This is a genomic window from Lacinutrix himadriensis (assembly GCF_001418105.1).
In the GTDB taxonomy this organism is placed as follows: domain Bacteria; phylum Bacteroidota; class Bacteroidia; order Flavobacteriales; family Flavobacteriaceae; genus Oceanihabitans; species Oceanihabitans himadriense.
The window spans coordinates 337,033-359,884 of record NZ_LIQI01000022.1; the positions used below are offsets into that span (position 1 = coordinate 337,033).

Annotated in this window: 22 protein-coding genes and 1 tRNA gene; 9 read left to right on the forward strand and 14 right to left on the reverse strand. The window is 31.9% G+C overall.

From position 1 onward, the window contains the following. Positions 1 to 21 precede the first annotated feature (21 nt). Entirely contained in the window at positions 22 to 582 is a 561-nt protein-coding gene (locus tag AMD28_RS09195; RefSeq protein ID WP_241492474.1) for a hypothetical protein, read from the forward strand. Here the strand turns inward: AMD28_RS09195 and AMD28_RS09200 are convergent. The 10 genes from AMD28_RS09200 to AMD28_RS09245 form a co-directional block, all read right to left on the reverse strand. After that, the gene (locus tag AMD28_RS09200; RefSeq protein WP_055443841.1) at positions 579 to 1,277 is read right to left on the reverse strand and encodes a porin family protein; all 699 of its coding nucleotides are present in this window, start codon (positions 1,275 to 1,277) and stop codon (positions 579 to 581) included. The genes AMD28_RS09195 and AMD28_RS09200 overlap by 4 nt on opposite strands. A gap of 64 nt (positions 1,278 to 1,341) precedes the next feature. Continuing rightward, positions 1,342 to 1,827: an ExbD/TolR family protein gene (locus AMD28_RS09205; protein WP_055443842.1), complete on the reverse strand. Its 486-nt coding sequence runs from the start codon at positions 1,825 to 1,827 to the stop codon at positions 1,342 to 1,344. A gap of 14 nt (positions 1,828 to 1,841) precedes the next feature. Then, positions 1,842 to 2,477: an ExbD/TolR family protein gene (locus AMD28_RS09210; RefSeq protein ID WP_055443843.1), complete on the reverse strand. Its 636-nt coding sequence runs from the start codon at positions 2,475 to 2,477 to the stop codon at positions 1,842 to 1,844. A gap of 6 nt (positions 2,478 to 2,483) precedes the next feature. Then, positions 2,484 to 2,921 (reverse strand): hypothetical protein, encoded by a 438-nt coding sequence (locus AMD28_RS09215; RefSeq protein ID WP_055443844.1) that lies wholly within the window; start codon positions 2,919 to 2,921, stop codon positions 2,484 to 2,486. 29 nt (positions 2,922 to 2,950) lie between these two features. Beyond that, positions 2,951 to 3,721, reverse strand: coding sequence for a MotA/TolQ/ExbB proton channel family protein (locus tag AMD28_RS09220; protein WP_055443845.1), 771 nt, complete (start codon positions 3,719 to 3,721; stop codon positions 2,951 to 2,953). A gap of 162 nt (positions 3,722 to 3,883) precedes the next feature. Beyond that, a tRNA-Ser gene (locus tag AMD28_RS09225) sits at positions 3,884 to 3,971 on the reverse strand. A gap of 76 nt (positions 3,972 to 4,047) precedes the next feature. Beyond that, a complete protein-coding gene (locus AMD28_RS09230) occupies positions 4,048 to 5,079 on the reverse strand; it encodes an asparaginase (protein ID WP_055443846.1) in 1,032 nt (343 codons plus the stop codon). Between the two features lie 4 nt (positions 5,080 to 5,083). Continuing rightward, a complete protein-coding gene (locus tag AMD28_RS09235; RefSeq protein WP_055443847.1) occupies positions 5,084 to 5,851 on the reverse strand; it encodes a TatD family hydrolase in 768 nt (255 codons plus the stop codon). A 42-nt stretch (positions 5,852 to 5,893) separates the two neighbouring features. Next, complete coding sequence (locus AMD28_RS09240; protein ID WP_055443848.1) at positions 5,894 to 6,640, reverse strand: tetratricopeptide repeat protein; 747 nt, start codon at positions 6,638 to 6,640, stop codon at positions 5,894 to 5,896. A 4-nt stretch (positions 6,641 to 6,644) separates the two neighbouring features. After that, entirely contained in the window at positions 6,645 to 7,226 is a 582-nt protein-coding gene (locus tag AMD28_RS09245; protein ID WP_055443849.1) for an RNA polymerase sigma factor, read from the reverse strand. A gap of 152 nt (positions 7,227 to 7,378) precedes the next feature. On the opposite strand from AMD28_RS09245, the gene AMD28_RS09250 reads away from it, so the two are divergent. The 6 genes from AMD28_RS09250 (at position 7,379) to AMD28_RS09275 (ending at position 14,856) form a co-directional block, all read left to right on the forward strand. Next, the gene (locus AMD28_RS09250) at positions 7,379 to 7,819 is read left to right on the forward strand and encodes a hypothetical protein (protein WP_055443850.1); all 441 of its coding nucleotides are present in this window, start codon (positions 7,379 to 7,381) and stop codon (positions 7,817 to 7,819) included. A gap of 76 nt (positions 7,820 to 7,895) precedes the next feature. Further along, a complete protein-coding gene (locus AMD28_RS09255) occupies positions 7,896 to 8,753 on the forward strand; it encodes a hypothetical protein (protein WP_338035233.1) in 858 nt (285 codons plus the stop codon). Between the two features lie 380 nt (positions 8,754 to 9,133). Next, positions 9,134 to 11,095, forward strand: coding sequence for a DUF7849 domain-containing protein (locus AMD28_RS09260; RefSeq protein WP_055443851.1), 1,962 nt, complete (start codon positions 9,134 to 9,136; stop codon positions 11,093 to 11,095). A 55-nt stretch (positions 11,096 to 11,150) separates the two neighbouring features. Further along, entirely contained in the window at positions 11,151 to 13,721 is a 2,571-nt protein-coding gene (locus AMD28_RS09265) for a CHAT domain-containing protein (RefSeq protein WP_055443852.1), read from the forward strand. Next, on the forward strand, positions 13,721 to 14,164 hold the full coding sequence (locus AMD28_RS09270; protein WP_055443853.1) for a retropepsin-like aspartic protease: 444 nt from the start codon (positions 13,721 to 13,723) through the stop codon (positions 14,162 to 14,164). The genes AMD28_RS09265 and AMD28_RS09270 overlap by 1 nt, the downstream gene beginning before the upstream one ends. Before the next feature lie 59 nt (positions 14,165 to 14,223). Further along, entirely contained in the window at positions 14,224 to 14,856 is a 633-nt protein-coding gene (locus tag AMD28_RS09275) for a response regulator (RefSeq protein ID WP_055443854.1), read from the forward strand. Between the two features lie 1,230 nt (positions 14,857 to 16,086). Here the strand turns inward: AMD28_RS09275 and odhB are convergent. Together odhB and AMD28_RS09285 are read right to left on the reverse strand one after the other, a co-directional pair. Next, a complete protein-coding gene (gene odhB / locus AMD28_RS09280) occupies positions 16,087 to 17,298 on the reverse strand; it encodes a 2-oxoglutarate dehydrogenase complex dihydrolipoyllysine-residue succinyltransferase (RefSeq protein ID WP_055443855.1) in 1,212 nt (403 codons plus the stop codon). A gap of 21 nt (positions 17,299 to 17,319) precedes the next feature. Continuing rightward, on the reverse strand, positions 17,320 to 20,076 hold the full coding sequence (locus AMD28_RS09285; RefSeq protein ID WP_055443856.1) for a 2-oxoglutarate dehydrogenase E1 component: 2,757 nt from the start codon (positions 20,074 to 20,076) through the stop codon (positions 17,320 to 17,322). Positions 20,077 to 20,192: 116 nt separating this feature from the next. On the opposite strand from AMD28_RS09285, the gene AMD28_RS09290 reads away from it, so the two are divergent. Next, entirely contained in the window at positions 20,193 to 20,732 is a 540-nt protein-coding gene (locus tag AMD28_RS09290) for a hypothetical protein (protein ID WP_055443857.1), read from the forward strand. Positions 20,733 to 20,756: 24 nt separating this feature from the next. On the opposite strand, the gene AMD28_RS09295 is transcribed toward AMD28_RS09290, so the two are convergent. Together AMD28_RS09295 and AMD28_RS09300 are read right to left on the reverse strand one after the other, a co-directional pair. Next, positions 20,757 to 21,107: a hypothetical protein gene (locus AMD28_RS09295; RefSeq protein ID WP_055443858.1), complete on the reverse strand. Its 351-nt coding sequence runs from the start codon at positions 21,105 to 21,107 to the stop codon at positions 20,757 to 20,759. A 39-nt stretch (positions 21,108 to 21,146) separates the two neighbouring features. Then, positions 21,147 to 22,121, reverse strand: a complete 975-nt coding sequence (locus AMD28_RS09300; RefSeq protein WP_055443859.1) for a polyprenyl synthetase family protein — start codon at positions 22,119 to 22,121, stop codon at positions 21,147 to 21,149. Positions 22,122 to 22,244: 123 nt separating this feature from the next. On the opposite strand from AMD28_RS09300, the gene AMD28_RS09305 reads away from it, so the two are divergent. Further along, positions 22,245 to 22,850, forward strand: a complete 606-nt coding sequence (locus AMD28_RS09305) for a TetR/AcrR family transcriptional regulator (protein WP_055443860.1) — start codon at positions 22,245 to 22,247, stop codon at positions 22,848 to 22,850. Positions 22,851 to 22,852 lie beyond the last annotated feature (2 nt).

The following is a 22,852-nucleotide window of genomic DNA, read 5'->3' on the forward strand; positions in this document are numbered from 1 at the left end:
TTTATTTTCCACCCTTTAATCATGCCATTACTTGGTGTGATTTTTTACTTTTCAAAATCACCAAGATTTATTCCAATAGAAATAATACAAGCAAAGCTTATTTCTATCACCATATTGACGGTAATATTACCAATCCTTATTTATTATTTACTAAAAACATTAGGTAAAACACATAGTATCTATTTAAAAACTGCAAAAGAGCGTATTTTACCTTTAGGCGTTAATTGTATTATTATTTACTTAATTGTAAAGCGTATTTTTCCTCCTAGTGAGATTATAGAGCTTTACTATTTTTTCATAGGTATATTGCTATCTAATATTACTTGCTTCATTCTTGCTATATTAAAATTTAAAGCAAGCATACACATGATAGCTATTTCTGGAGTGTTTATGTTTTATATCGCATTAAGCTTACATTTTGGTATAAACATAAATGGAACATTAGCGCTTATGGCTATAATTACGGGAGCGATAGCAACCTCAAGATTGCATTTAAAGGCACATAATAATGTGGAGTTAATTGCTGGTTTTTGTATTGGTTTCTTACCGCAATTTACATTATTAAATTACTGGTTAACTTAGAGAAGATATAGCATTAAACCAATTTTAATAGCATGCATATCTAGGCTTGAATTATCAAATTGTGCTTCTTTATTAAACAGTGTGTTTAACGCATAGTAGAAATGAATATTCCAAGTGTTATAGCCTGCACTTATAGTAAAACCATATTGCATTTTATTAAAATCTGAAATGTTGTTATATTTAATGGTACTATCTCCAACAAACTTTGAAGAATTTGCAATCACATAGCCAAATTTAAAACCTGTGTATATCCTCCAAAATTTATACTCTGTTGGTGTAGAAGTTCTCCATCTAAACTCAATAGGAGCTTCTATCATATATGTAGTAAATTTGTTTTTGGTATAAGACGTTTCGCTATCGTTTATAACCGAATAGTTATAATCGCCATTGCTATCTTTAACAATTAACATATTCTGGTTAAAAGAATTACTAGAAATCCCTAAACCTACACCAATGGCCAAATTACGTTTTACATTTATTGGCATGTCTTTTATATAACCCAAGTGAAATCCGCTAGAAAAACCACTTTGTGAAACTCCTTTAGGTCTTTTAACCAATAAATTATAGGTAACCCCAATATAAAATTGATCTTCTTTATACAAAGAATCTACTACTTGTTCTTCAGCCTTTTCTTCTTGCGAAAAAGAGCTTGTAATGCTAAATAAGCACAGTAAAATTAAAAGAATATTTTTCATTTGTTATATAAAAAAAGGCGTTATGATTTCTCAAAACGCCTTTTAATAAAATTAAGATTTATAATTATTTCTTTAAACCTTCTAAGGCATCCCCTTTTCTAGTTGTATAATTAATTTTTAATGCATTTACCTTACGCAATTCTTGTTTGATATCTGTTACAAGTCCCATGTTTGCTTTACTATCTACTTTTAAAGCAGTAGTAAGAAAAGGTACTTCTTCTTCTCTTTTAGAAGCTCTTTCAGAAGCTATAAAAGCGGCAATATCCTTAACATCAGCAAACTTATCGTTTAACTGTATTCTAGCCTCACTACCGTATTGACTTTTGTAATTTGTACTTGGTTTACCAGCATAAATATACATTACTAAACTCTTTTTATCTAGTTTTTCAACTTGATCTGCTTGAGGTAATTTATTCTCAATCATTAAAGTGTTTTGTCTCATTACAGTAGCTACCATGAAAAAGAATAATAACATAAATACAATATCTGGTAAGGATGCAGTATTCACTGCTGGCATTTCGCCTCCTTTTTTCTTTTTAAATTTAGACATATTTAAGTTTTTTTCTAATTAGACTTTTTTGGTTCCGCTTCAGAGAATATTTGAGGTACTCTATCTTTAATTTCTTGCAATTTCACCTTTAGTTTTGCTTTTGTTGCTGGAGCCGTTCTAGCATCGGAATATGCATTACTAGCTTCCACAAAGCTTAAATCTAAACTTGGATTTGCTTTTTTAAATTCTCTATCTCTTAACTCGTTATAAGCAGCAATAATTTCATTCTGTACTGCTATATATGTATCATAGTGCGTTGCTCTATCATTCTGTAAAGAAATAATAGCCTTTTGAAAATTATCAGATGATCTAGGGTTCTTTTCTCCTTGACAGTATTGGCAAGCATTATCTCCTGCTCCTCCTCCATTATCTAAAAAAGAAACTGCAGCTTTACGCAAATCTTTAATTTCAATAATCTTTTCTTCTCCTCCGGTTTTTAAAAACAATTGATTGCTTCTATTTACTTCTAATTGGAAAATGTTTTTTTCTTTAATAATAACGTCATCTTCCGACTCTTCCATTGGAGGCAGTTTTCTGTTTAAACCAGAATCTGTTTCAATAGTTGTTGTTACTAAGAAGAAAATGAGAAGCAAGAAAGCGATATCAGCCATCGATCCTGCATTTACTTCTGGTGCTGCTCTTTTTGCCATCTTATTTTATTTAATCATTTTTTTAATTCCAGAGAATAACATAGATCCTATTGCTATAATAGCAAGTGCATAAAACATGTATAATCCAGCTCCTATTAATTTAGAATCGCCAGCAGAAAGCATTTCACCTTCTTTCATTTCTGTTTCTACTCCTGTTGCTAGAAAATAACAAATTAAAGCTACTACTAAAAACGCTCCTACAGCCATTAAAGTACTCTTTAATGTTGCAGCGTTAGAAAATATATTTTTCAATGTAAATAGCACCACTAGAACTAGTATTAGAGCTAATATAGCATAAGCAATATACATAAAGGTGTTTACTATCCCGCTAGACTCGCCAGCTTTAATAGCTTCATCACCTACTCCAATAATTCTAATTAGGAAGAACATGGCAATAACGCCAATTACTCCTGCTATTATGGTAATTATTTTTTGTGAATTCATAATATTTTTTAAAATTAGAATTGTTACTATTACTTCTTATATCTTGATAACATATCCATTAAGTTGATAGAAGAATCTTCCATGTCGTTAACGATACTGTCAATCTTTGCAATGATATAATTATAAAAGATCTGTAAAATAATTGCTACTACAAGTCCAAATACTGTTGTTAAAAGTGCTACTTTAATACCACCTGCAACAAGAGAAGGTTGCATATCTCCAGCAGCTTCAATTCTATCGAACGCTTGAATCATACCAATTACAGTTCCCATGAACCCTAACATTGGTGCTAATGCAATAAATAAAGAAATCCAAGATACGTTTTTCTCTAATTGACCCATTTGAACACCACCGTAAGCTACAACAGCTTTTTCAGCAGCTTCTAAGTCTCCGTCTGCTCTATCTAATCCTTGATAGAATATAGATGCAACAGGTCCTTTTGTGTTTCTACATACTTCTTTAGCAGCTTCTAAACCACCAGATTGTAATGCGTCTTCAACGTTTTGTGTTAATTTCTTTGTATTAGTACTTGATAAGTTTAAAAAGATAATTCTTTCGATAGCAATTGCTAATCCAAGAATTAAACATAATAATACGATTCCCATGAATCCTGGTCCACCTTCGATAAATCGTCTTTTAAGTTCTTGGTGAAATCCTTCTGATTCAACTGTTGCTGCATCTGCTGCATCATCTTGAGTTGTAACAACTGTAGTTGCAATAGTACTTGCGTTAGTTGTTGCATTTGCTGTTCCGAAAGCCATAAAACATACTATGGCTAGAATTGAAAATAATCTTTTCATTGGTTCTTGATCTTAATTTTATTAGTTAAAGTGTTAAAGATATAAAAAAAATGCAATTAAAAAATAAAAATACGGCTTATACATAAGGAAAAAAATTATTATTAATTCTTCCTATTATATAAACAACAAAAGAATTTTTAGTTTGTTTATAAAAATCTTTTGCAGAGAGGAAGGGATTCGAACCCTCGATACGCTATTAACATATACACGCTTTCCAAGCGTGCGCCTTAAGCCACTCGGCCACCTCTCTATAGTTTTTTAATCATTAATTACAGTAGAGCAAATAACAAAAAAAAGTTTAGTTGGTAAAATTTTGAAGGTTAATTTTAACCCATTTCTCCTCGCAAAGGAGTTTCGAATGTGATTTTGAACGTTTTAGCCATTATTTTTTGCCCTAATAAATACATTAATTTACAAATAGCAGCTTCTGTTGTTATGTCTTTTCCCGAAATTACGCCTATTTTTTTAAGTTTTTCACTTGTTTCATACTGTCCCATGGCAACACTTCCGCCAGAACACTGTGTTACATTAATAATATGTATCCCTTTTTGTATCACATTTTCTAGCAAATCTGTAAACCATTTTTCGGTTGTACAATTTCCTGCGCCGTACGTTTCTAAAATAATTCCTTTTAAATTTGGAGTAGCAAAAATGGATTCTAAAAGTGCTTTTGAGATTCCTGGAAATAGTTTTATCAATGCAATATCTTCATTAAAATTTTTAAAGACTTTTAACTTACTCGCTTTTTTAGGTTTTAACAAATACTCCTCATAGACTTTTAAATGGACTCCAGATTCTACTAAATCTGGATAATTTAAGGATGCAAAAGCTTCAAAATGTTCTGCATTTATTTTAGTGGTTCTATTGGCTCTATATAATTTGTATTCAAAATATAGACCCACTTCTTGAATTACGGGCTTTTTGTTTTTTTGTAAAGAAGCTATTTGTATAGAGGTTATTAAGTTCTCTTTTGCATCTGTACGCAAATCCCCTATTGGTAATTGCGATCCTGTAAATATTACTGGTTTGCTTAAATTTTCTAACATAAAACTTAAAGCAGATGCAGTATAACTCATAGTATCACTACCATGCAAAACCACAAATCCATCAAACTGATTATAATTATCTTGAATAATAGTCGCTATTTGCGACCAATATTCTGGATTCATATTACTAGAATCTATGGGCTCACTAAAGGAAATTGCCTCAATAGTACAGTCTAATAAATTAAGTTCCGGAATTTTATCAGATAGATTTTTAAAATCGAAAGCCCTTAAAGCTCCCGTTTTAGAATCTTTAATCATTCCTATAGTTCCTCCTGTATATACTAACAGAATGTTTGGCTTTTTATTAGGCATATTATTATAGACTAAAAATTTCTTTTGAATTTTCTGTAGTAATGGCAGCAACGTCTTCTTCAGTAACTTCGTAAACTTCCGCTAGTTTTTCTAATACCTTTACAATATAACTACTTTCGTTACGCTTTCCTCGATATGGTTTTGGTGCTAAATATGGCGAATCGGTTTCTAAAACAATATGTTTTATATCTATTTGATTTATAAACTGATCTATTTTTCCGTTTTTAAAAGTCACTACACCTCCAATACCAAGCTTCATATTATACGAAATTGCTTGCTGTGCCTGTTCTAAAGTACCTGTGAAGCAATGAAAAATCCCAAAAAGGGTATCGTCTTTTTCTTCTTCTAAAATTTCAAAAATTTCATCAAAAGCATCTCTACAATGAATAACTATAGGAAGCTTATATTTTTTTGCTAATTTAATTTGATGTCTAAAAGCATCTTGTTGTATACCTAAAGTGCTTTTATCCCAATAAAGATCAATACCAATTTCGCCAATAGCTACAAATTTTCTTTTAGCTAGCATCTCTTCTACATGCGCCAGTTCTTCTTTATAATTCTCTTTTACATGTGTTGGATGTAAACCCATCATCAAGTAAACGTTTTCTGGAAAATCTGCTTCCAATTGCAACATAGACTCTGTATACGTAGAATCTATTGCAGGAATAAAAAAACGAGTAACATTGGCGTCGATAGCACGTTGTATGGTTTCGTTTCTATCATCATCAAAGGCTTCACTATATAAATGTGTATGTGTATCTGTAATTATCATTTTGCAAAAATAGCTAATTTAAAACCGTATCGCTTTCCCTTATTATTCTAATTTATTTAAAAGCTCTTGTGCTTGACGATAATAATCTGCTCCTTCCGGAACTTGTTTTAACCATTTTATAGCTTCTTCTTCTTTGTCTTGCTTAAAATTACTTAGTCCTAAATACCAAATAGCTCTGTTTTTATATGCCGAATCTCCTTTTGCCATATCTTGTAATATTGGTTCTGAGATTTCAAACTTATCCAACTCAATATTCGTTACCGCATAATACAATTGATATTCTTTGTTTTCTGGATCTTCTTCTAATAAGGTTTCTAAATAACCCGAAGCTTTTTCATATTCCTTATTATTAAAAGCTTTTGTTGTTTTAATTAATAAACCAATGTTTCCGCCTCTAACGGTTAGATCCATAATGCCATGCTCGTTATAATCACTATAAGCAGGCTGGTTCATTTTATTAAATGTAACAATACCAAATAGTAAAACAACACATGCTGCAATAGCATATTTTAACAGACTAAATGTTGTCGATTTTTTATTTCCTTCGGAAGCTCCTTTCGTCTTATTGAAATGCTGATTAGAAATAGACTTTAAGTTTGATTTGAAGGCATTTGTTTCCGCTTCGTTTTTAATAGTATGCTCTAAATATCCAGATAGTTCTTTATAAGTGTTGAAGCTTGCATTAAAAGCGGCATCTGTTTCTAATCGATTTTCAAAAGCTGTTTTTTCCTCAACTGATAACTCTTCAGCTAAATAGGCTTCAAATAATATATAATCTTCTTCTTTCATCTTTCTAATAATTAAGTTGGTTAAATTGGGGCGACTCTTGAACCATCTTGGTCAATTTACCAATACATAAAGACTTCTTTTTTCTAGCATACGCATAAGTTACGCCTAAACTTTTGGCAACTTCTTCCATAGACTTTATTTTAAAAGTTGCTTTTAATAAATCTTTACATGCATTCCCTAACTTTTGAAACATGGTATTAAACAATTCTTGTTTTTCACCAAATAAAGAGGTTTCGAAAGCTAATTCTTGCGAGTCGTCATCTTTAGATAGTACTTCTTCATTAATTGTTACCTCTTTATTGGTTTTCTTTTTTAATTCATTTAACCATTTACGTTTACATAGTAGAAAAAAGTAAGCATCGAAAGGACAGGTTAACTGTAGTTTTTTTTGACTAGCCTGATTATATATTGTGATTAATGTTTCTTGAATAACATCTTGTGCTTGATCTGCATCTCCACTATTCTGTTTTATGTAATTAACAACCTTGGGCACAAAGGTATCATAGATAGCTTGTATAATAAAGGAGTTGTTTTGAAGTAATCCTTCTATATATTTTTGGTCTTCGTGTATTTTCTTTTCACTCATAAACCTTTTGTTTTCGGTTGGTTGCCAACGAATTTAAAAAAACTTTACAAAAAAAGGGTAACAATTTTTAAATGCTTTTGATATAAGGTTGTAAAAGCCAATATGGCAAACGAGAAAAAAACAAATTATAAAATAATAAACATTTAGAAATTATGAGAAAATCAATTTTAATTATCGCAACAGTAGTATTCGGATTATTAAACCTAAATGCTACAACAAGTAACAAGAACCTTAACACTACAACAACTAGTGTAGAAATTACAAAAGACGATTTAATACAAGTATATGATTGGACAGTAAAAACAACAAGTGGCGAATTTTCGGGAACAGCATTAAGCTTATTTGATGCAAAACGAATGGCAAATATTGTTGGTCAAGCAGAAGTTGTTTTAGAAAGACAAATAAACAGCTATTATATGCTTGCTAGTGAACTAAATAAAAAGGAATCTAGACTGTATTACTGGGAAGTAAATAGCGAAACCGCAAAAGCACAAGGATTTGCTTCAACAGAATTTACAGCGAAAAGAATGATTCAATTAGTAGCAAAAGGAGACATCATTAACTACAGAATAATTGCTAGTAGCCCGAAATAATAAAACAAATCCAAAAACTGGGTAACAAAAGGAGTACCCAGTTTATATAAATATATAACCGTTAAACTTACTAATTATGAAGAATTTAAATCAACAATTAAAAATCAGAAATGTGGTAAACAACACATTAAAGCAAGTCTTTGGAAGCTTAATTTTCGCAACTATATTATTTACAAGTTGTAATCCGGATGACGATGGTACTTCTAGCACAATACAATACGTACCAGATGCGGAAGCATTTTCAGCATTAAAAGATCAAGCTTTAGAAAATGTAACACAAACTTTTCAGTTTAACTCAGATGATGGAAACATAACACTAACATCAGAAGCTGGAGTACAAATAAACATTAATGGGGATTGCTTAACCTTAAACGGAAACGAAATAACAGGACAAGTAGATATAGAATTTGTAGAACTGTTTGAAAAAGGAAACATGTTAGCCACCAACAAACCTACCATGGGAAAATTACCAAATGGCGATAAAGCTTTATTAATTTCTGGTGGTGAGTTTTTTATCGAAGCTACACAAAACGGAAACCAATTAGCTACAAATTGCGATATACAAATGGTTATTCCTGCTAGTTTAACTGGAGGTCCAGATACAGCAATGACTTTATGGGAGGGGCAAATAGACAATGAAGATAATTTAACTTGGGAAGAATTACTACCTGCCGTAGGAGAAGGAGAAGTGTTTGTTGAAGCGAATTCGTATTATGCTTTTCTAGATTTTGGTTGGACAAATGTAGATCGTTTTTACAGCGACACTAGACCAAAAACACCAATTCAAGTACAACCTCCTGCTGGTTATACAAACTTAAATAGTGCTGTTTATTTATCGTATGATGGTGAAGCTCCTGCATTAGCCTATCTAGATACTTATGATGATGCTACGAGTATTTTTAGTGAACATTACGGACAATACCAATTGGTTTAGAATGTCACGTTATTTTTGTTACCGAAGATAATGGTGTTTGGAGATACGCAATAAAACCTGTTACCATCATTGCAAACCATGTAATTACTTTTACTTTAGAAGACACAAACACAGGAACAGAAGCTGGTTTAACGGCATTAATAAATGCGCTACCATAAACAAGATGTAATCCTTTTAAAAAGAGCAGGAAATTTATTTTCTGCTCTTTTTGTGGTTTCTAACAAATAAAAAAAAACCTTTCATACTACCAATAAAACCTTTAATAGACTGAAACCATCTCTTTATAAAACCATAAGCAAATGGTAATATGATTTAAACTATATTGGTCTTGATTATAAATTATCCTATTTTGTATCCTTAAATGCTTTAATCTAACTTATATGAAATTTACTACATTATTATATTGCCTTATTTTCTCTTGGCATTCGTTTTCTCAAGAAACAAAGCAAATAGATACGCTAAGAAGAGTAGCAATTATTGAGTATAATACTAATGGAAATGACGTAGACTTCACTCCTAACGCTCCAGAACTCAATCAAATTGCAGGAGCACCAAAAGCATTTTATAGCCATTACTGGGAATTTGGTGATGGTGAATACAGCAAAGAAGCCAATCCGAAACATACCTACAAAAAAGCTGGAGAATACGAAGTAAAACTCTGGTCGACCAACAATTACGATACCGGAAAACCACCAACTTCCAGACCTAAAAAAATAAGCATGTCTAAAGATGCTAATCCAGATAGTTATACCGAAGTCGCAAGCATGACAAGTAATTTAGATTTACAACGCAATACAGAACCAATGCCTGAAGAAGAAATTGTGGTAATCATGAGTTATAAAAACACAAAAGATTATGCGACTAACGGTAAACTGCATTTGTTTTATAACGAACAAAAATACAAAGCCAATAATTTTGAATTAACAGATACCAGAACATACCATAAGGAAAGAGCAAGTCATGCATCCGACTTTGTTTACACCTATGACTATGACGACCAAGAAAGTGTTGTTGCTTCTATTGAAGACAACATAGCCAAGCTACGTGTAAAGTTTCAAGACTCTACCGAAAAACAAAACTTACCGTTAACCTTAGAGGAATCCAAAGCTTATTATAAAAACGCAAGTGTTTTAGAGTTTGACAATATGAAACCAAACGAAGAACGCAATGTCTTTTACACTTTAAAAACAACACCAGAAATGCTTAAAGATACCAGCGCAATCATCTCTGTTCGTGGTGTGTATATTCCAGATGATAATTTTGACAACCACAATGTAAAAGAAATGGAAATGGAGATTGTAACCTCTCATGATCCTAACAAAATGTCCACCTCTGCTACATTTTTAAACTACAGATTGGTTAGACATAAACGTCCAAAATTTAAAATAAAATTTCAAAATAATGGTGAAGGTCCTGCAAGTACAATTCGTTTAGAAACAGACATTCCAGATATGTTTGACAAAACTTCTATTCGTGTAGAAGACATGTATCCCAAGTGTGAAATTTGTCCGAAACGCGAAGTAGCATACAGTTGCTTAGATACTACCTTTACAAAAACACAAGCCATATTTACTTTTAAAAACATCTACCTTCCTGGAAGCGAACAAAAAAATGTAAAAGAATATGATTCGACCAAAGGTTTTGTAAAATACAGTTTAAAGTTTAGTGAAGACTTTCACAAGCAAAAAACCAAAAGTAGAACCGCTATCATTTTCGATAAAAACGATCCTATAATTACCAATTATTCTACAACACGATTTCTTCCTGGTATTTCTATAGGAGCAAAAGTCGGTTACAATTCGTATGCAAATCTAGATAATTCTAAAAGTTACTTTTTAGGAGCAACACTATCTCCTTACAAGTCCTACAAATGGTATTGGCAAGTAGAGTTGCTAAATAGTTTTCATAGTTATGATGGTACTAAAACAGTAACCGTACGTGAAATAGACGAACCTACTTTTATTGGAAGAGAACGAACTACAATTCTAGACACTTATAATAATGTAGATTGGGAAATTCCTGTTTTAGCAAGATATAACGTAAATAATTTTATTGGTTTAGGTGCTGGTTTACAAGGTGCTTTTACGCTTAGTGAAAAGACGACTAATGAAACCACAATAGAACGTGCAGAGATAATTAATGGTATCGATTATGGTCCATATAGTTTTATAAGCGAGTCTTCAAACAAGTCCAATAATTCCTTTAATAATTTTAGAACCGGATTGTTATTGGAAGCCACAGCTGGTTTTGCTAGAATTGGCCCAAGCGTTGGTGCTCGTTATGTGATTAACTTTAAAGAAGACTTTAATTACTGGCAATTTTATGCCATCTGGAAATTCTAAAGTCTAAGATTCTTTAAGCAATACATTCCTACTTAAGTAATTTTTAAATTTTAAAATGAATAAATACATCTTCATTCTTTGTTTTTTTGTCTTCGGAAATATTTTTTCTCAAGATCTTGAAAATGCAATTTATGATGCAACGGAAGCTTTTAATGCAAGTAAAACGGAAGCTTCTTTGCTTCAGCTGAATGAGAAAATTAGTGTTTTTGAAAATCAAATAACTACCAACGATGCCTATTTTGCATTCATAAACTTACTAGCCAATAAAGCCTATTATTTAGACAAATCTAATAAACAGCAACAAGCAATTACAACCTATGAAAAAGCGTGGACCTTATACAAAAAGCATCAGGTTTACGATTATGATATTACGGAGTATTGTTTAATTCCGTTAGGTACATTATATCACAAAACAAAAGATTATGCGAATGCAGAAAACATTATCAAGCAATATATCTTTCTTGCCGAAAAGCAAAACAACAACCACCAAAAAATAGCAGGAACCATAAACCTTGCGAATCTATATCAATCTATTGGTAGCTATACGTTAGCGAATGAAACAGCAAATAAAGGTTTACAGTTTAAAGACATAAAAGCCTATCAGTTAAGAAGACTAAAAACCTTAAAATCAAGAAGTGCTTTATTTTTAAATAAGGACATCATCATTATAGACAAAGGAGGTATAACTTCTAATAGTTTTAATAAAGAATCGGAAATAGATATTACTTTAAAATACGAGCAAGCATTAAAAAACAAAGATTATAAAGTAGCGCAAAAAAACTTAAATAAAATAATAAACCAAAAATCAAGAAGTCTAACCTCATCTAGAGACTTTGCCAAATTAGCTTTTCAAGAAGGACAGCTTTACTTTTTATTACAAGACACGTTACAAGCAAATAAACTGGTACATGCTGCTTTAAAAACATTGCTTCCAGGATTAGAAGATAAAAAACTACCGAACAAAGACGCACTATATCCAGAAAACACCTTTATCGATATTTTTGATTTATTAGCCGAATTGCAAACGAGTCCTGAAAAAGCTTTAGCGTATTACGATTTAAGTTTCCATGCTTCGTCTTTGATCGAAAAAAATATTACTTCCCAAAAAGGGCAACTTATTAATCTTTATGCCAACAGAGTACGAAGCGAAAAATGTTTAAATATCTTATACCAATTACAAACCACAAATGCTGCAAACTACACAGAACGTGCTTTTAATTATGCTGAAAGTCAGAAAGCAAGCATTTTAAAAGATATTAAAAACAAAAATACATTACTTCAACTTCACCCAACAGACAGCTTATTACTTAAACAGAATTCGCTGATTAAGCAAGAAGAACAGCTTACCAATAAATTAATAAAAACACCTATTAACAATGCTTCAGCTGAAGATAAAAACACATTAAGACAAGAGCTTAACGCCATTAGTATTGCTTTAAAAAAGCTAAACACTACCATAGATAACAAATATGCAGTCCACAAAAAAGAAAAGACTATTCATTTTAAAAGGTTAAAAGAGAAACTAACAGAAGACAATGCGGTTTTAGTCGAATATTTCTATGGCAAGCACCACATCTATCAGTTTATATTTTCTAGCAAAACAGCACGCTTTAATCGTATAGCATTAAAGGAAGAAACCAAGGACTTGATTACTAGGTTTGTGAATTACTTTCAGAAAAGCGCTACCATAAATAATGACATCCCGAAGTTTACAAAAGATGCCTTTTCGCTATACAAAACACTTTTACTAGAAGATTTTTCAGATAAAGAAAATGTGATACTTATTCCCGATAGCAAATTAAATTTTATTCCGTTCGATGCTTTATTAACTAGCGAAACAGAAAGCACTTCTTATGCTATGATGCCCTTTTTGGTAAAAAAACACAAACTCGTTTACAATGCCAACACTTCTTTATATCTGAATGAAGTAAATACACAAAAAAACCAAAAAGTTCTTGGTGTATTTCCGGTTTTTGAAGATACCAATCAAGAATTAATATACTCTAAAGAGGAAGCCGAAAACATAGAAAACATTATGGATACTGCGCTTCTTTTAAAAGAGCAGGCAACCAAAAGTAGTTTTATTAGTAAAGCGTCTAACTATGCTATACTCCATTTATCCACACATGCAAAAAGTGGTGATTTTAACGAACCTGCAAGTATAGAATTTTATGATGAAACCTTAAACATTAACGAATTGTATGGTTTAAACATGAATGTAAACTTGGTTGTTTTAAGTGCTTGCGAAACCGGAGTTGGTGCTTTACAAAAAGGCGAAGGCGCATTAAGTATTGCTAGAGGTTTTCAATATGCTGGAGCAAATAGTGTTTTGTTTTCGCTATGGCAAATCAATGATTTGTCTACCTCACAAATTATGACTTCGTTTTATAAAAACTACCATAAATATGATTCCGAATTTATTGCAAACAACACTTCAAAACTAGAATACTTAAATAATGACAAAATAGCGAACATTAAAAAATCACCTTATTACTGGAGTGCTTTTGTTTATTATGGTAGTGTAACGCCTAAAACTGAAACATCTTTCTTATTATATAGTATTATTGGCTTGTTTTTAATAGGATTACTCGTATTTTTATTCCTCAAATTAAACAGAAAAAATTAATGAAAACTTTACAAGAGTTTTTAGAGAAACAGGAGTATTTAAAAATAAAGCTCAAGCTTACTAAAACCAATCATTTTGAAGTTAAAGCCTCTATAAATGGTACTAAAGGCCTTTTTATTTTAGATACAGGAGCATCTAACTCCTGCGTTGGTTTTGAAGCCATAGAAACTTTTAGCCTTAAGGTGAAAGATTCTAAAATTAAAGCAGCTGGTGCTGGCGCTACAAATATGTTAACGCAAATTTCTAAAAAAAATAAAATAAAGATCGGTCGTTGGAAAAACGAAAAAACAGCACTTATATTATTTAACCTTACACATGTCAATACTGCACTCACTACGCATAATGCAAAACCGGTAGATGGAATTATTGGTGCAGATATATTAAAAAAGGGAAAAGCGATCATAGATTACGAAAAGAAATATTTGTATTTGAAAAAGCCCTAAATAACAAAACAATTTTCTTACATTTACGTGTAATAGCAACTATTACTCCCTCTTGATTAATGAACACTTCTATAATAATAGCAGACGATCATCCTTTAATGCTTCGTGGCATTCAAGATTTTTTGACCTCTAAAGGTTTTAATATCTTAGGAAGTGCTCCAGACGGACAAGCGGCTTACAATCTTATTGTTAAAGAAAAACCAGACATTGCCCTTTTAGACATACGAATGCCTTACATGACAGGTTTGGAGGTTGCTGAAAAATGCAAGAAAAACAATCTGGAAACCAAAATAATCTTAATCACGTTTGATAAAGAGGAAGAGATTTTTGATAAAGCAAAATCCCTTGGTATTTATGGTTATATTTTAAAAGAGTTTGCCATTGAAGAAATTGAAACATGTATCGCACATGTAGAAATGGATGAGCCTTATTTTAGTGAAGAAATTGCAGACTACCTTAACAAATCGGAATGTACTGTAGGTACAAGCGTACTTGAAAAACTTACTAAATCGGAAAGAAGAGTTGTACTATTTATAGCAGAAAATATGACTAGCCAACAAATAGCAGATAAACTTTTTATTTCGGTTAGAACCATTGAAAAACATCGTTCTAATATAGTAGCCAAGTTAAACCTAGATAACAAACCAACAGCTTTATCCATTTGGGCAAATCTAAATAAAGACAACTTTTAAAAATACGTAGAACTACGTATTTTTTATATCACAAACATATTATATCTTTACAGAGCTATTAATTCAGTTCTTAGGGAGAATTGTTAAAGGCTCTAGTTTTAATTAAAACTAGAGCCTTTTATTTTTTACCTCGCATAATTTCTAGAAAAATACGTAGAACTACGTATTTTTTATATCACAAACATATTATATCTTTACAGTGCTATTAATCAGTTCTTAGGGAGAATTGTAAAAGGCTCTAGTTTTTAATTAAGTTAGAGCCTTTTTTATTTTATATCCTACTATTTCTTAAAAAACACGTATATCTACGTGTTTCATATATCCTAAACATACTATATCTTTGCAGTGCTATTAATCGGTTCTTTAAAGAGAATTGTTAAAGGCTCTAGTTTTAACCAAGCTAGAGCCTTTTTTTTACAACAGGTTGTTTCGTGAAAAATACGTAGAACTACGTATTTCATATGTCATAAACATAATATACCTTTACCATGCTATTAATCGGTTCTTTAGGGAGAATTGTAAAAGGCTCTAGTTTTTAATTAAGCTGGAGCCTTTTTATTTTATACCTTATTATTTCTTAAAAAATACGTAGAACTACGTATTTTTTATATCAAGAACATAACTTATCTTTACGGTATGCTATTAATTAGTTTTTAGGGAAAATTATTTTTGCATGAAAACTCTACATTATTATAATGTGGAGTTTTCGCTTTTTACAGCTATAGCATTTCCTTAATCCTTATAATTTCTTTGATTTAAAAAGCTTGCTTTTAGCTCCTCCTACTATATGCACAAAAATCTAAATTCTTACGTTTTTTACTCAAAATAACACCTAATCATCACACTATAAGTGCTTTAAGGTGTTTTTGTAAGAAAAAAAATACAAAAATGAATTTTTAAAAATACGTAGTTATACGTATTTTATTTATGCTTTATGTGTGCTATATTTACAGAGCTATTAATCAATCACTTATAAAGAGGAAACTCAACACTCTGCAGAATTATACGCTGCAGGGTTTAAATTAAAAAGGTATGGAAAACACTCTAGAAATGGAAAACAATCTAAATTTCACACACAAACTTCTTATTGCTGGTTTAGTTGTATTAGTTATTACAATAATACTAGTAAACATTTATGTAAATTTCTTTTAGTTTTAGTATAATTATTTAAACCAAAAAAAGCGCGATTTTAGGGATATCGCGCTTTTTTATTTATAGACTTTAAAACTTTTACATTTCTAAAGCCTTCTTAATATCGTTATTCATTAATAACTCTACTGGGTTTTCTAGCGCTTCTTTAATAGCTACTAAGAAACCAACAGATTCTTTACCATCAATAATTCTATGATCATAAGATAATGCTAAATACATCATTGGGTGTATTTCTACTTTACCATCTACGGCAATTGGTCTTTCAATAATATTATGCATTCCTAAAATTCCACTTTGTGGTGGATTAATAATTGGCGTAGATAACATACTTCCAAAAACACCTCCATTAGTAATGGTAAATGTACCACCCGTCATTTCATCTACAGTAATTTGACCGTCTCTTGCACGAAGTGCTAAACGCTTTACTTCCGATTCAATACCTCTGAAAGATAAATTCTCCGCATTCCTAATCACAGGAACCATAAGTCCTTTTGGTCCTGAAACTGCAATTGAAATATCTACAAAATCATAGGTTAGCATTTCTTTCCCGTCAATCATAGAGTTTACTGCAGGATACATTTTTAATGCTCTTACTACTGCTAGTGAAAAGAAACTCATAAAACCTAAACCAACGCTGTGTTTTGCTTTAAAGGCTTCTTTATATTCATTACGCAATGCAAAAATTGGAGTCATATTAACTTCGTTAAACGTAGTTAACATTGCAGTAGTGTTTTTTACTTCTACTAAACGTTCTGCTACTTTACGACGTAACATAGACATTTTACTTTTAGAAGAACCTCTATTTGCACCTGTTGGTGTTCCCATAGAAGGGACCGCTTGCACTGCATCTTCCTTAGTTACTCTACCATCTTTTCCTGTTCCAGTAACCGCAGATGCTTGCATACCTTTTTCTGCTAAAATCTTTTTTGCTGCAGGACTTGCTGTTCCTGTTGCATAAGTATCCGCTTTAGGCGTTTCCACTTTTGGCGCTTCTACTTTAGGAGCTTCCGCTTTTGTTTCTGCTTTTGGTGCAGCTCCACCTTCTGGTTTTGCAGCACTTGTATCTATTAAACATACTACTGCTCCAACAGCGACAGCATCTCCTTCTTCCGCTTTAAAAGTAATTGTTCCGCTAGCTTCAGCAGGCAATTCTAAGGTTGCTTTGTCACTATCTACTTCTGCAATAGCTTGGTCTTTTTCTACATAATCACCTTCTTCAACTAACCATGTTGCTATTTCTACTTCTGTAATAGATTCTCCTGGTGAAGGAACTTTCATTTCTAAAATCATGCGCTATAATTTTATTTTATATTATCGTTGATTATTTTTTGTTTTATCAAACACGAAATCAATTACTTCTTGATGACGTTTTTTAGATCGTACCGAACTACCAGCTGCTGGTGCTCCATAAGGTCTTCTGCTTGCTGCTCTAAAAGTCTTAGCCTCGTCTAAATGCATTAACATGTGACTATAAGCTCCCATATTTCTTGGTTCTTCTTGTGCCCAAACGATATCGTCTGCATTTTTATATTTGCCTAATACTTTACGAATATCTTCTACCGGTAGAGGGAATAATTGCTCTATACGTACTAAAGCAATGTCTTCTCTTTCTAAATTTCCTTGTTCTTCTAATAAATCATAATAGAACTTTCCGGTAACAAAAACTAATGTTTTTACTTGTTCTGCTTTTGCTTTTGGATCATCTATTAGCATTTGGAAACTTCCGTTTGCCATTTCATCTACACTAGATACTACCAATGGATGACGTAATAAACTTTTTGGTGTAAATACAATTAATGGTTTTCTGAAATTCGCTTTCATTTGCTTACGTAACAAATGGTACATATTTGCAGGTGTAGTACAATCTACTACAAACATATTGTCTTTTGCACACATTTGAAGGTAACGTTCCATACGTGCCGAAGAGTGTTCTGCTCCTTGACCTTCGTAACCATGTGGCAACAACATTACTAAACCATTTTGCAACTTCCACTTATCTTCTGCTGCTGTTATATATTGGTCTAACATAATTTGTGCTCCATTACTAAAGTCTCCAAATTGTGCTTCCCAAATGGTTAAGGTTTGTGGACTTGCCATGGCATAACCATAATCGAAACCTACAACACCATATTCTGATAATAGTGAGTTGTATATAAAAAAGCGTCCTTGTGTATCGCTTAAGTCATTGTGTAATATAATTTCTTCTTCACTGTCTTCTACTTTTACAACGGCATGTCTGTGAGAGAAAGTTCCTCTTTCTACATCTTGACCAGAAATTCTAACATCGTAACCTTCTTCTAAAAGGGTTCCATACGCTAAATGTTCTGCCATTGCCCAATCTAATCGGTTTTCGTCAAACATCGTTTGTCTTGATTCGATTAGTCTAGAAATTTTACGAATAAACTTTTTATCCTTTGGAAGGTTAGATAGTACTTTCGTGATTTTAGCTAATCCTTCTGTAGCATAAGAAGTATCTACTGGCTGCATCATTTCATCTTCTTGTGCAGGAGAATAATTCACCCATTCATTACTCATAAATGGTGTAATCTCTGTATTCTTTATTTTACGAGAATCTTCTAATTTTTCCTCTAAAGAATTTTTATAGTCTGCTTCTAATTTAGCAACATGTGTATTATCTATAATACCTTCTGCAATTAATTTTTCAGCATAAAGATCTCTAGGATTTCTATGTTTTGAAATTGCTTTGTATAATAAAGGTTGTGTAAACTTTGGTTCATCCCCTTCGTTATGTCCATATTTTCTATAGCCTAATAGATCAATAAAGACATCACGTTTAAATTTCATTCTAAAATGAAGGGCGAATAAAACCGCGTGCACTACAGCTTCTGCATCATCTGCATTCACATGAAGTACTGGAGATAAGGTTACTTTAGCAACATCTGTACAATATGTACTAGATCTTGCGTCTAAATAATTAGTTGTAAAACCAATTTGGTTATTTACAACAATATGAATGGTTCCATTTGTTTTGTAACCATCTAATTGTGCCATTTGTACAATTTCATACACCAAACCTTGTCCTGCAATTGCAGCATCACCATGTACAACAATTGGTAATACTTGTGATGGGTTCTCTGGGTACTTATCGTCTTGCTTTGCTCTTGTTATTCCTTCTACTACAGCGCCAACCGTTTCTAAATGCGAAGGGTTTGGTGCTATATTTAAGTTTATTCTTTTTCCTGCGTCTGTAACTCTATCACTAGTCCAACCTAAATGATACTTTACATCGCCATCAAAAACTTCTTGTTCATAATCTTTACCATCAAACTCACTAAAGATGTCTTTTGCAGATTTTCCAAAGATATTTGTAAGTGTACTTAAACGACCACGATGCGCCATTCCCATTACAAATTCTTTCACATCATATTCGGAAGCTTTTTCAATTAAAGCATCCAATGCTGGAATTAAAGATTCTCCACCTTCTAAAGAAAAACGTTTTTGACCAACATATTTGGTATGCAAAAAGCTTTCAAAAGAAACGGCTTCGTTTAGTTTTTTAAGTATATGTTTTTTTTCATCGGCAGAAAAACTCGGCTGATTGTCATTAACATTTAACTTGTTTTGAATCCATTGCATACGCTCTGGATTTCTAATATACATATACTCTACACCAATAGAGTTGCAATAAATTGCTTCTAAATGTTTACGTATTTCACGAAGTGATTGCACGCCAATTCCTAGGATTTCTCCTGCATTAAAAACGGTATCTAAATCAGATACTGATAATCCGAAATTTTCAATTTCTAATGTTGGTGCGTACTTTCGTCTTGCACGAACGGGATTGGTTGCTGTAAAAAGGTGACCTCTGGTTCTGTAACCATCGATTAACTTTACTACCTGAAACTCTTTTTGAAGGTTCTCGGGAATTTGTGTCGAAACTGCTTCCACAGTTTCCCCTTCTGTTCCAAAAGATTCAGAACCAAAATCGTAACCTTGAAAAAAGGCTCTCCAACTAGGCTCAACAGAGTCTGGGTTTTTTAAATATTGGTCGTAAAGATCAGCAAAGTATGCTGTATGTGCTGCGTTTAAAAAGGAATATTTATCCATTATATTTTTTGAGAGAATCTAGCTTCAACAAAATTTCTTCAAAAATACAACTTTTACTAAAATTAGATGCAGTTTTAGTATATTTATAACATTCTAATTTAACATTTTATATAATTATGACTTTATTCCATCTTTTCTCCAAAAAAATTATTGTTTTTTTAGTGTTTTCGTGTTTTGTTGCTACATCTGTAAAAGCACAAGAAGATAATATGAAGCAAAAAAGTGCTTTTTGGCAAAAAGTTCGATTTGGAGGCGGAATTGGATTAAGCACTGGAAATAAAACTTTTAGCGCAACATTAGCGCCAAGTGCTATTTATCAATTTGATAATGCTTTTGCTTTAGGTATTGGCATAAGTGGCTCTTATTTTAGCAGAAAAGATGCTTTTAAATCTACTATTATTGGCGGAAGCTTAATTGGCTTGTATAATCCTTTAAACGAAATACAACTTTCTGCAGAATTGGAGCAAAATAATGTGAGTCGGAATTTTGATAGCGCCCTATTAAAAGATGATAACTACTGGTCGCCTGCCCTTTTTGTAGGTGCTGGTTATAGAACACAAAACGTCACTATTGGCGTAAAATATGATTTACTTTATAAGGAAGATAAAAGTGTTTATGCAAGTTCTTGGGCTCCTTTTGTGAGAGTCTATTTTTAAACACAGCTTAAAAATCAAGGAGGTTTAACTATACTTATTTTTAAACCACACTTTTTGCCATTCGCGTTTTAAAATTAAAAACGAAACTTCTTCGGCTAGTTGCACCGTGTCGTTTCCGTTTAATGCTTTCACTTGTTTTTCTGGCACATCTATGATGTACAATAGGTTTAAATACTCTGCAAATTTTTCTTGTATGAGTCTGTAAACCGTTTCATGAAGCATTAATTTCAAGCTAGTTGGAAGAATTTCTTCTTCAAAATCTAAGTCAATATTAGCAAACAGAAAATCTTTATTAAGCTGTTTTATTAGTTTTTTATAAAGCTGAAGGCTATTTGCTTCTTCAATTAAATCATTAAAAGTGGTAGGTAGATTCATAAAACAGATTTCCATCTTCGTGGAAACATAAAAATTTAATTATACACTTCTATTCATTAATTGTTTACCAAACTGTATTAATTCGTTTTTGCTTTCTTCGGAAATATGTAAAGTTTCTAAAACAGAAAACGCTTTGTTGGTATATGTTTCAATGGCTTGTTTTGTAGCTTCAGCAGAACCACTAGTAATAAAAACTTCTTTTGTAGCTTCAATTTTATCGGAAGCATCCGTAGGATTTATACTAAACAAATGTTGCAGTTGCACTTGATCTTCTTCCGAAGAAAATTCTAATGCTTTTAAATACAAGTATGTTTTTTTGTTTTCAATAATATCACCACCAACCTGTTTACCAAAAGTTTCCGGATCACCAAAGGCATCTAAATAATCATCTTGTAATTGGAATGCTATTCCTAAGTTTTTACCAAATTGGTAAATTACAGCTTGATCTTCTTCTGTTGCTTCGGCTACAATGGCTCCCATTTGCATTGCCGCACCAACCAAAACTGCAGTTTTGTATTCAATCATTTTTAAATACTCTGGAATGGTAACATCATCACGAGTTTCAAAATCAATATCATATTGTTGCCCTTCGCAAACCTGTAACGCTGTTTTACTAAAAAGCTTTGCAAGTGCTTGAAAGGTCTTTGGATCATAGTTTTCAAAAAGTTGATATGCTAAAATAAGCATCGCATCTCCAGATAGAATCCCTGTGTTTATATTCCATTTTTCATGCACCGTTTCTTTTCCTCTACGTAAAGGAGCATCATCCATAATATCATCATGAACCAATGAAAAATTATGAAACACCTCAATACTTAAGGCGGCATCTAAAGCTTTTTTATGATCGCCATTAAAAATATCAGCAGTCATTAAAGTTAATACAGGACGTAATCTTTTACCTCCTAATTGTAAAATATAATGAATAGGATCATAAAGTGATTCTGGTTCTCGCTTGGAAACAAATTTCTCTAAATAGGAAACAAATGCTTCTTGATAAAATGAAATATTTTGCATCCCGCAAAAATAAGAGAATTATAAAAAAATAAAGGCATTCTTTTTGTTAATGTTAAAAAATGATTAAAACTTTGGAAACTATTTTTGTTTTTAAAGTTTCCTGACGTACATTTGCATCCAATTATGAGAGAAAAAATTATACATAAGTCCGGCGAGCTATTCTTAACCTTAGGTTTTAAGAGTGTCACTATGGATGATATAGCTAACGCATTAGGTATATCTAAAAAAACGATATATCAACATTTTGATAATAAAACGAAATTGATTGAAGCTACCACAACAAATATGCTTGAAAACGTTTGTGGCGGAATAGATTGTATTTGTGATGCATCACACAATCCTATTGAGGAATTATACGACATTAAAATGTATGTGATGAATTATTTAAAAGACGAAAAAACATCCCCACAGTTTCAATTAAAAAAGTACTATCCTCAAATTTTTCAAAGTTTACAAATGAAGCAATTTGAGAAAATGTATGTCTCTGTAAAAGACAGTATACAAAAAGGTGTAGATACCGGCTTATTTAGAGAAAACATAGATGTAGATTTTATTTCTAGAATGTACTTTAATGGTATGACAGGAATTAAGGATGAAAACATTTTCCCATTGGATAGATTCACCATGGATTACCTAATGGAGAGCTACCTAGAATATCACTTAAGAGCTATTTGCAATGAAAATGGACTACTAACATTACACAAATTTATTAAAACCAATCAATCATAAAA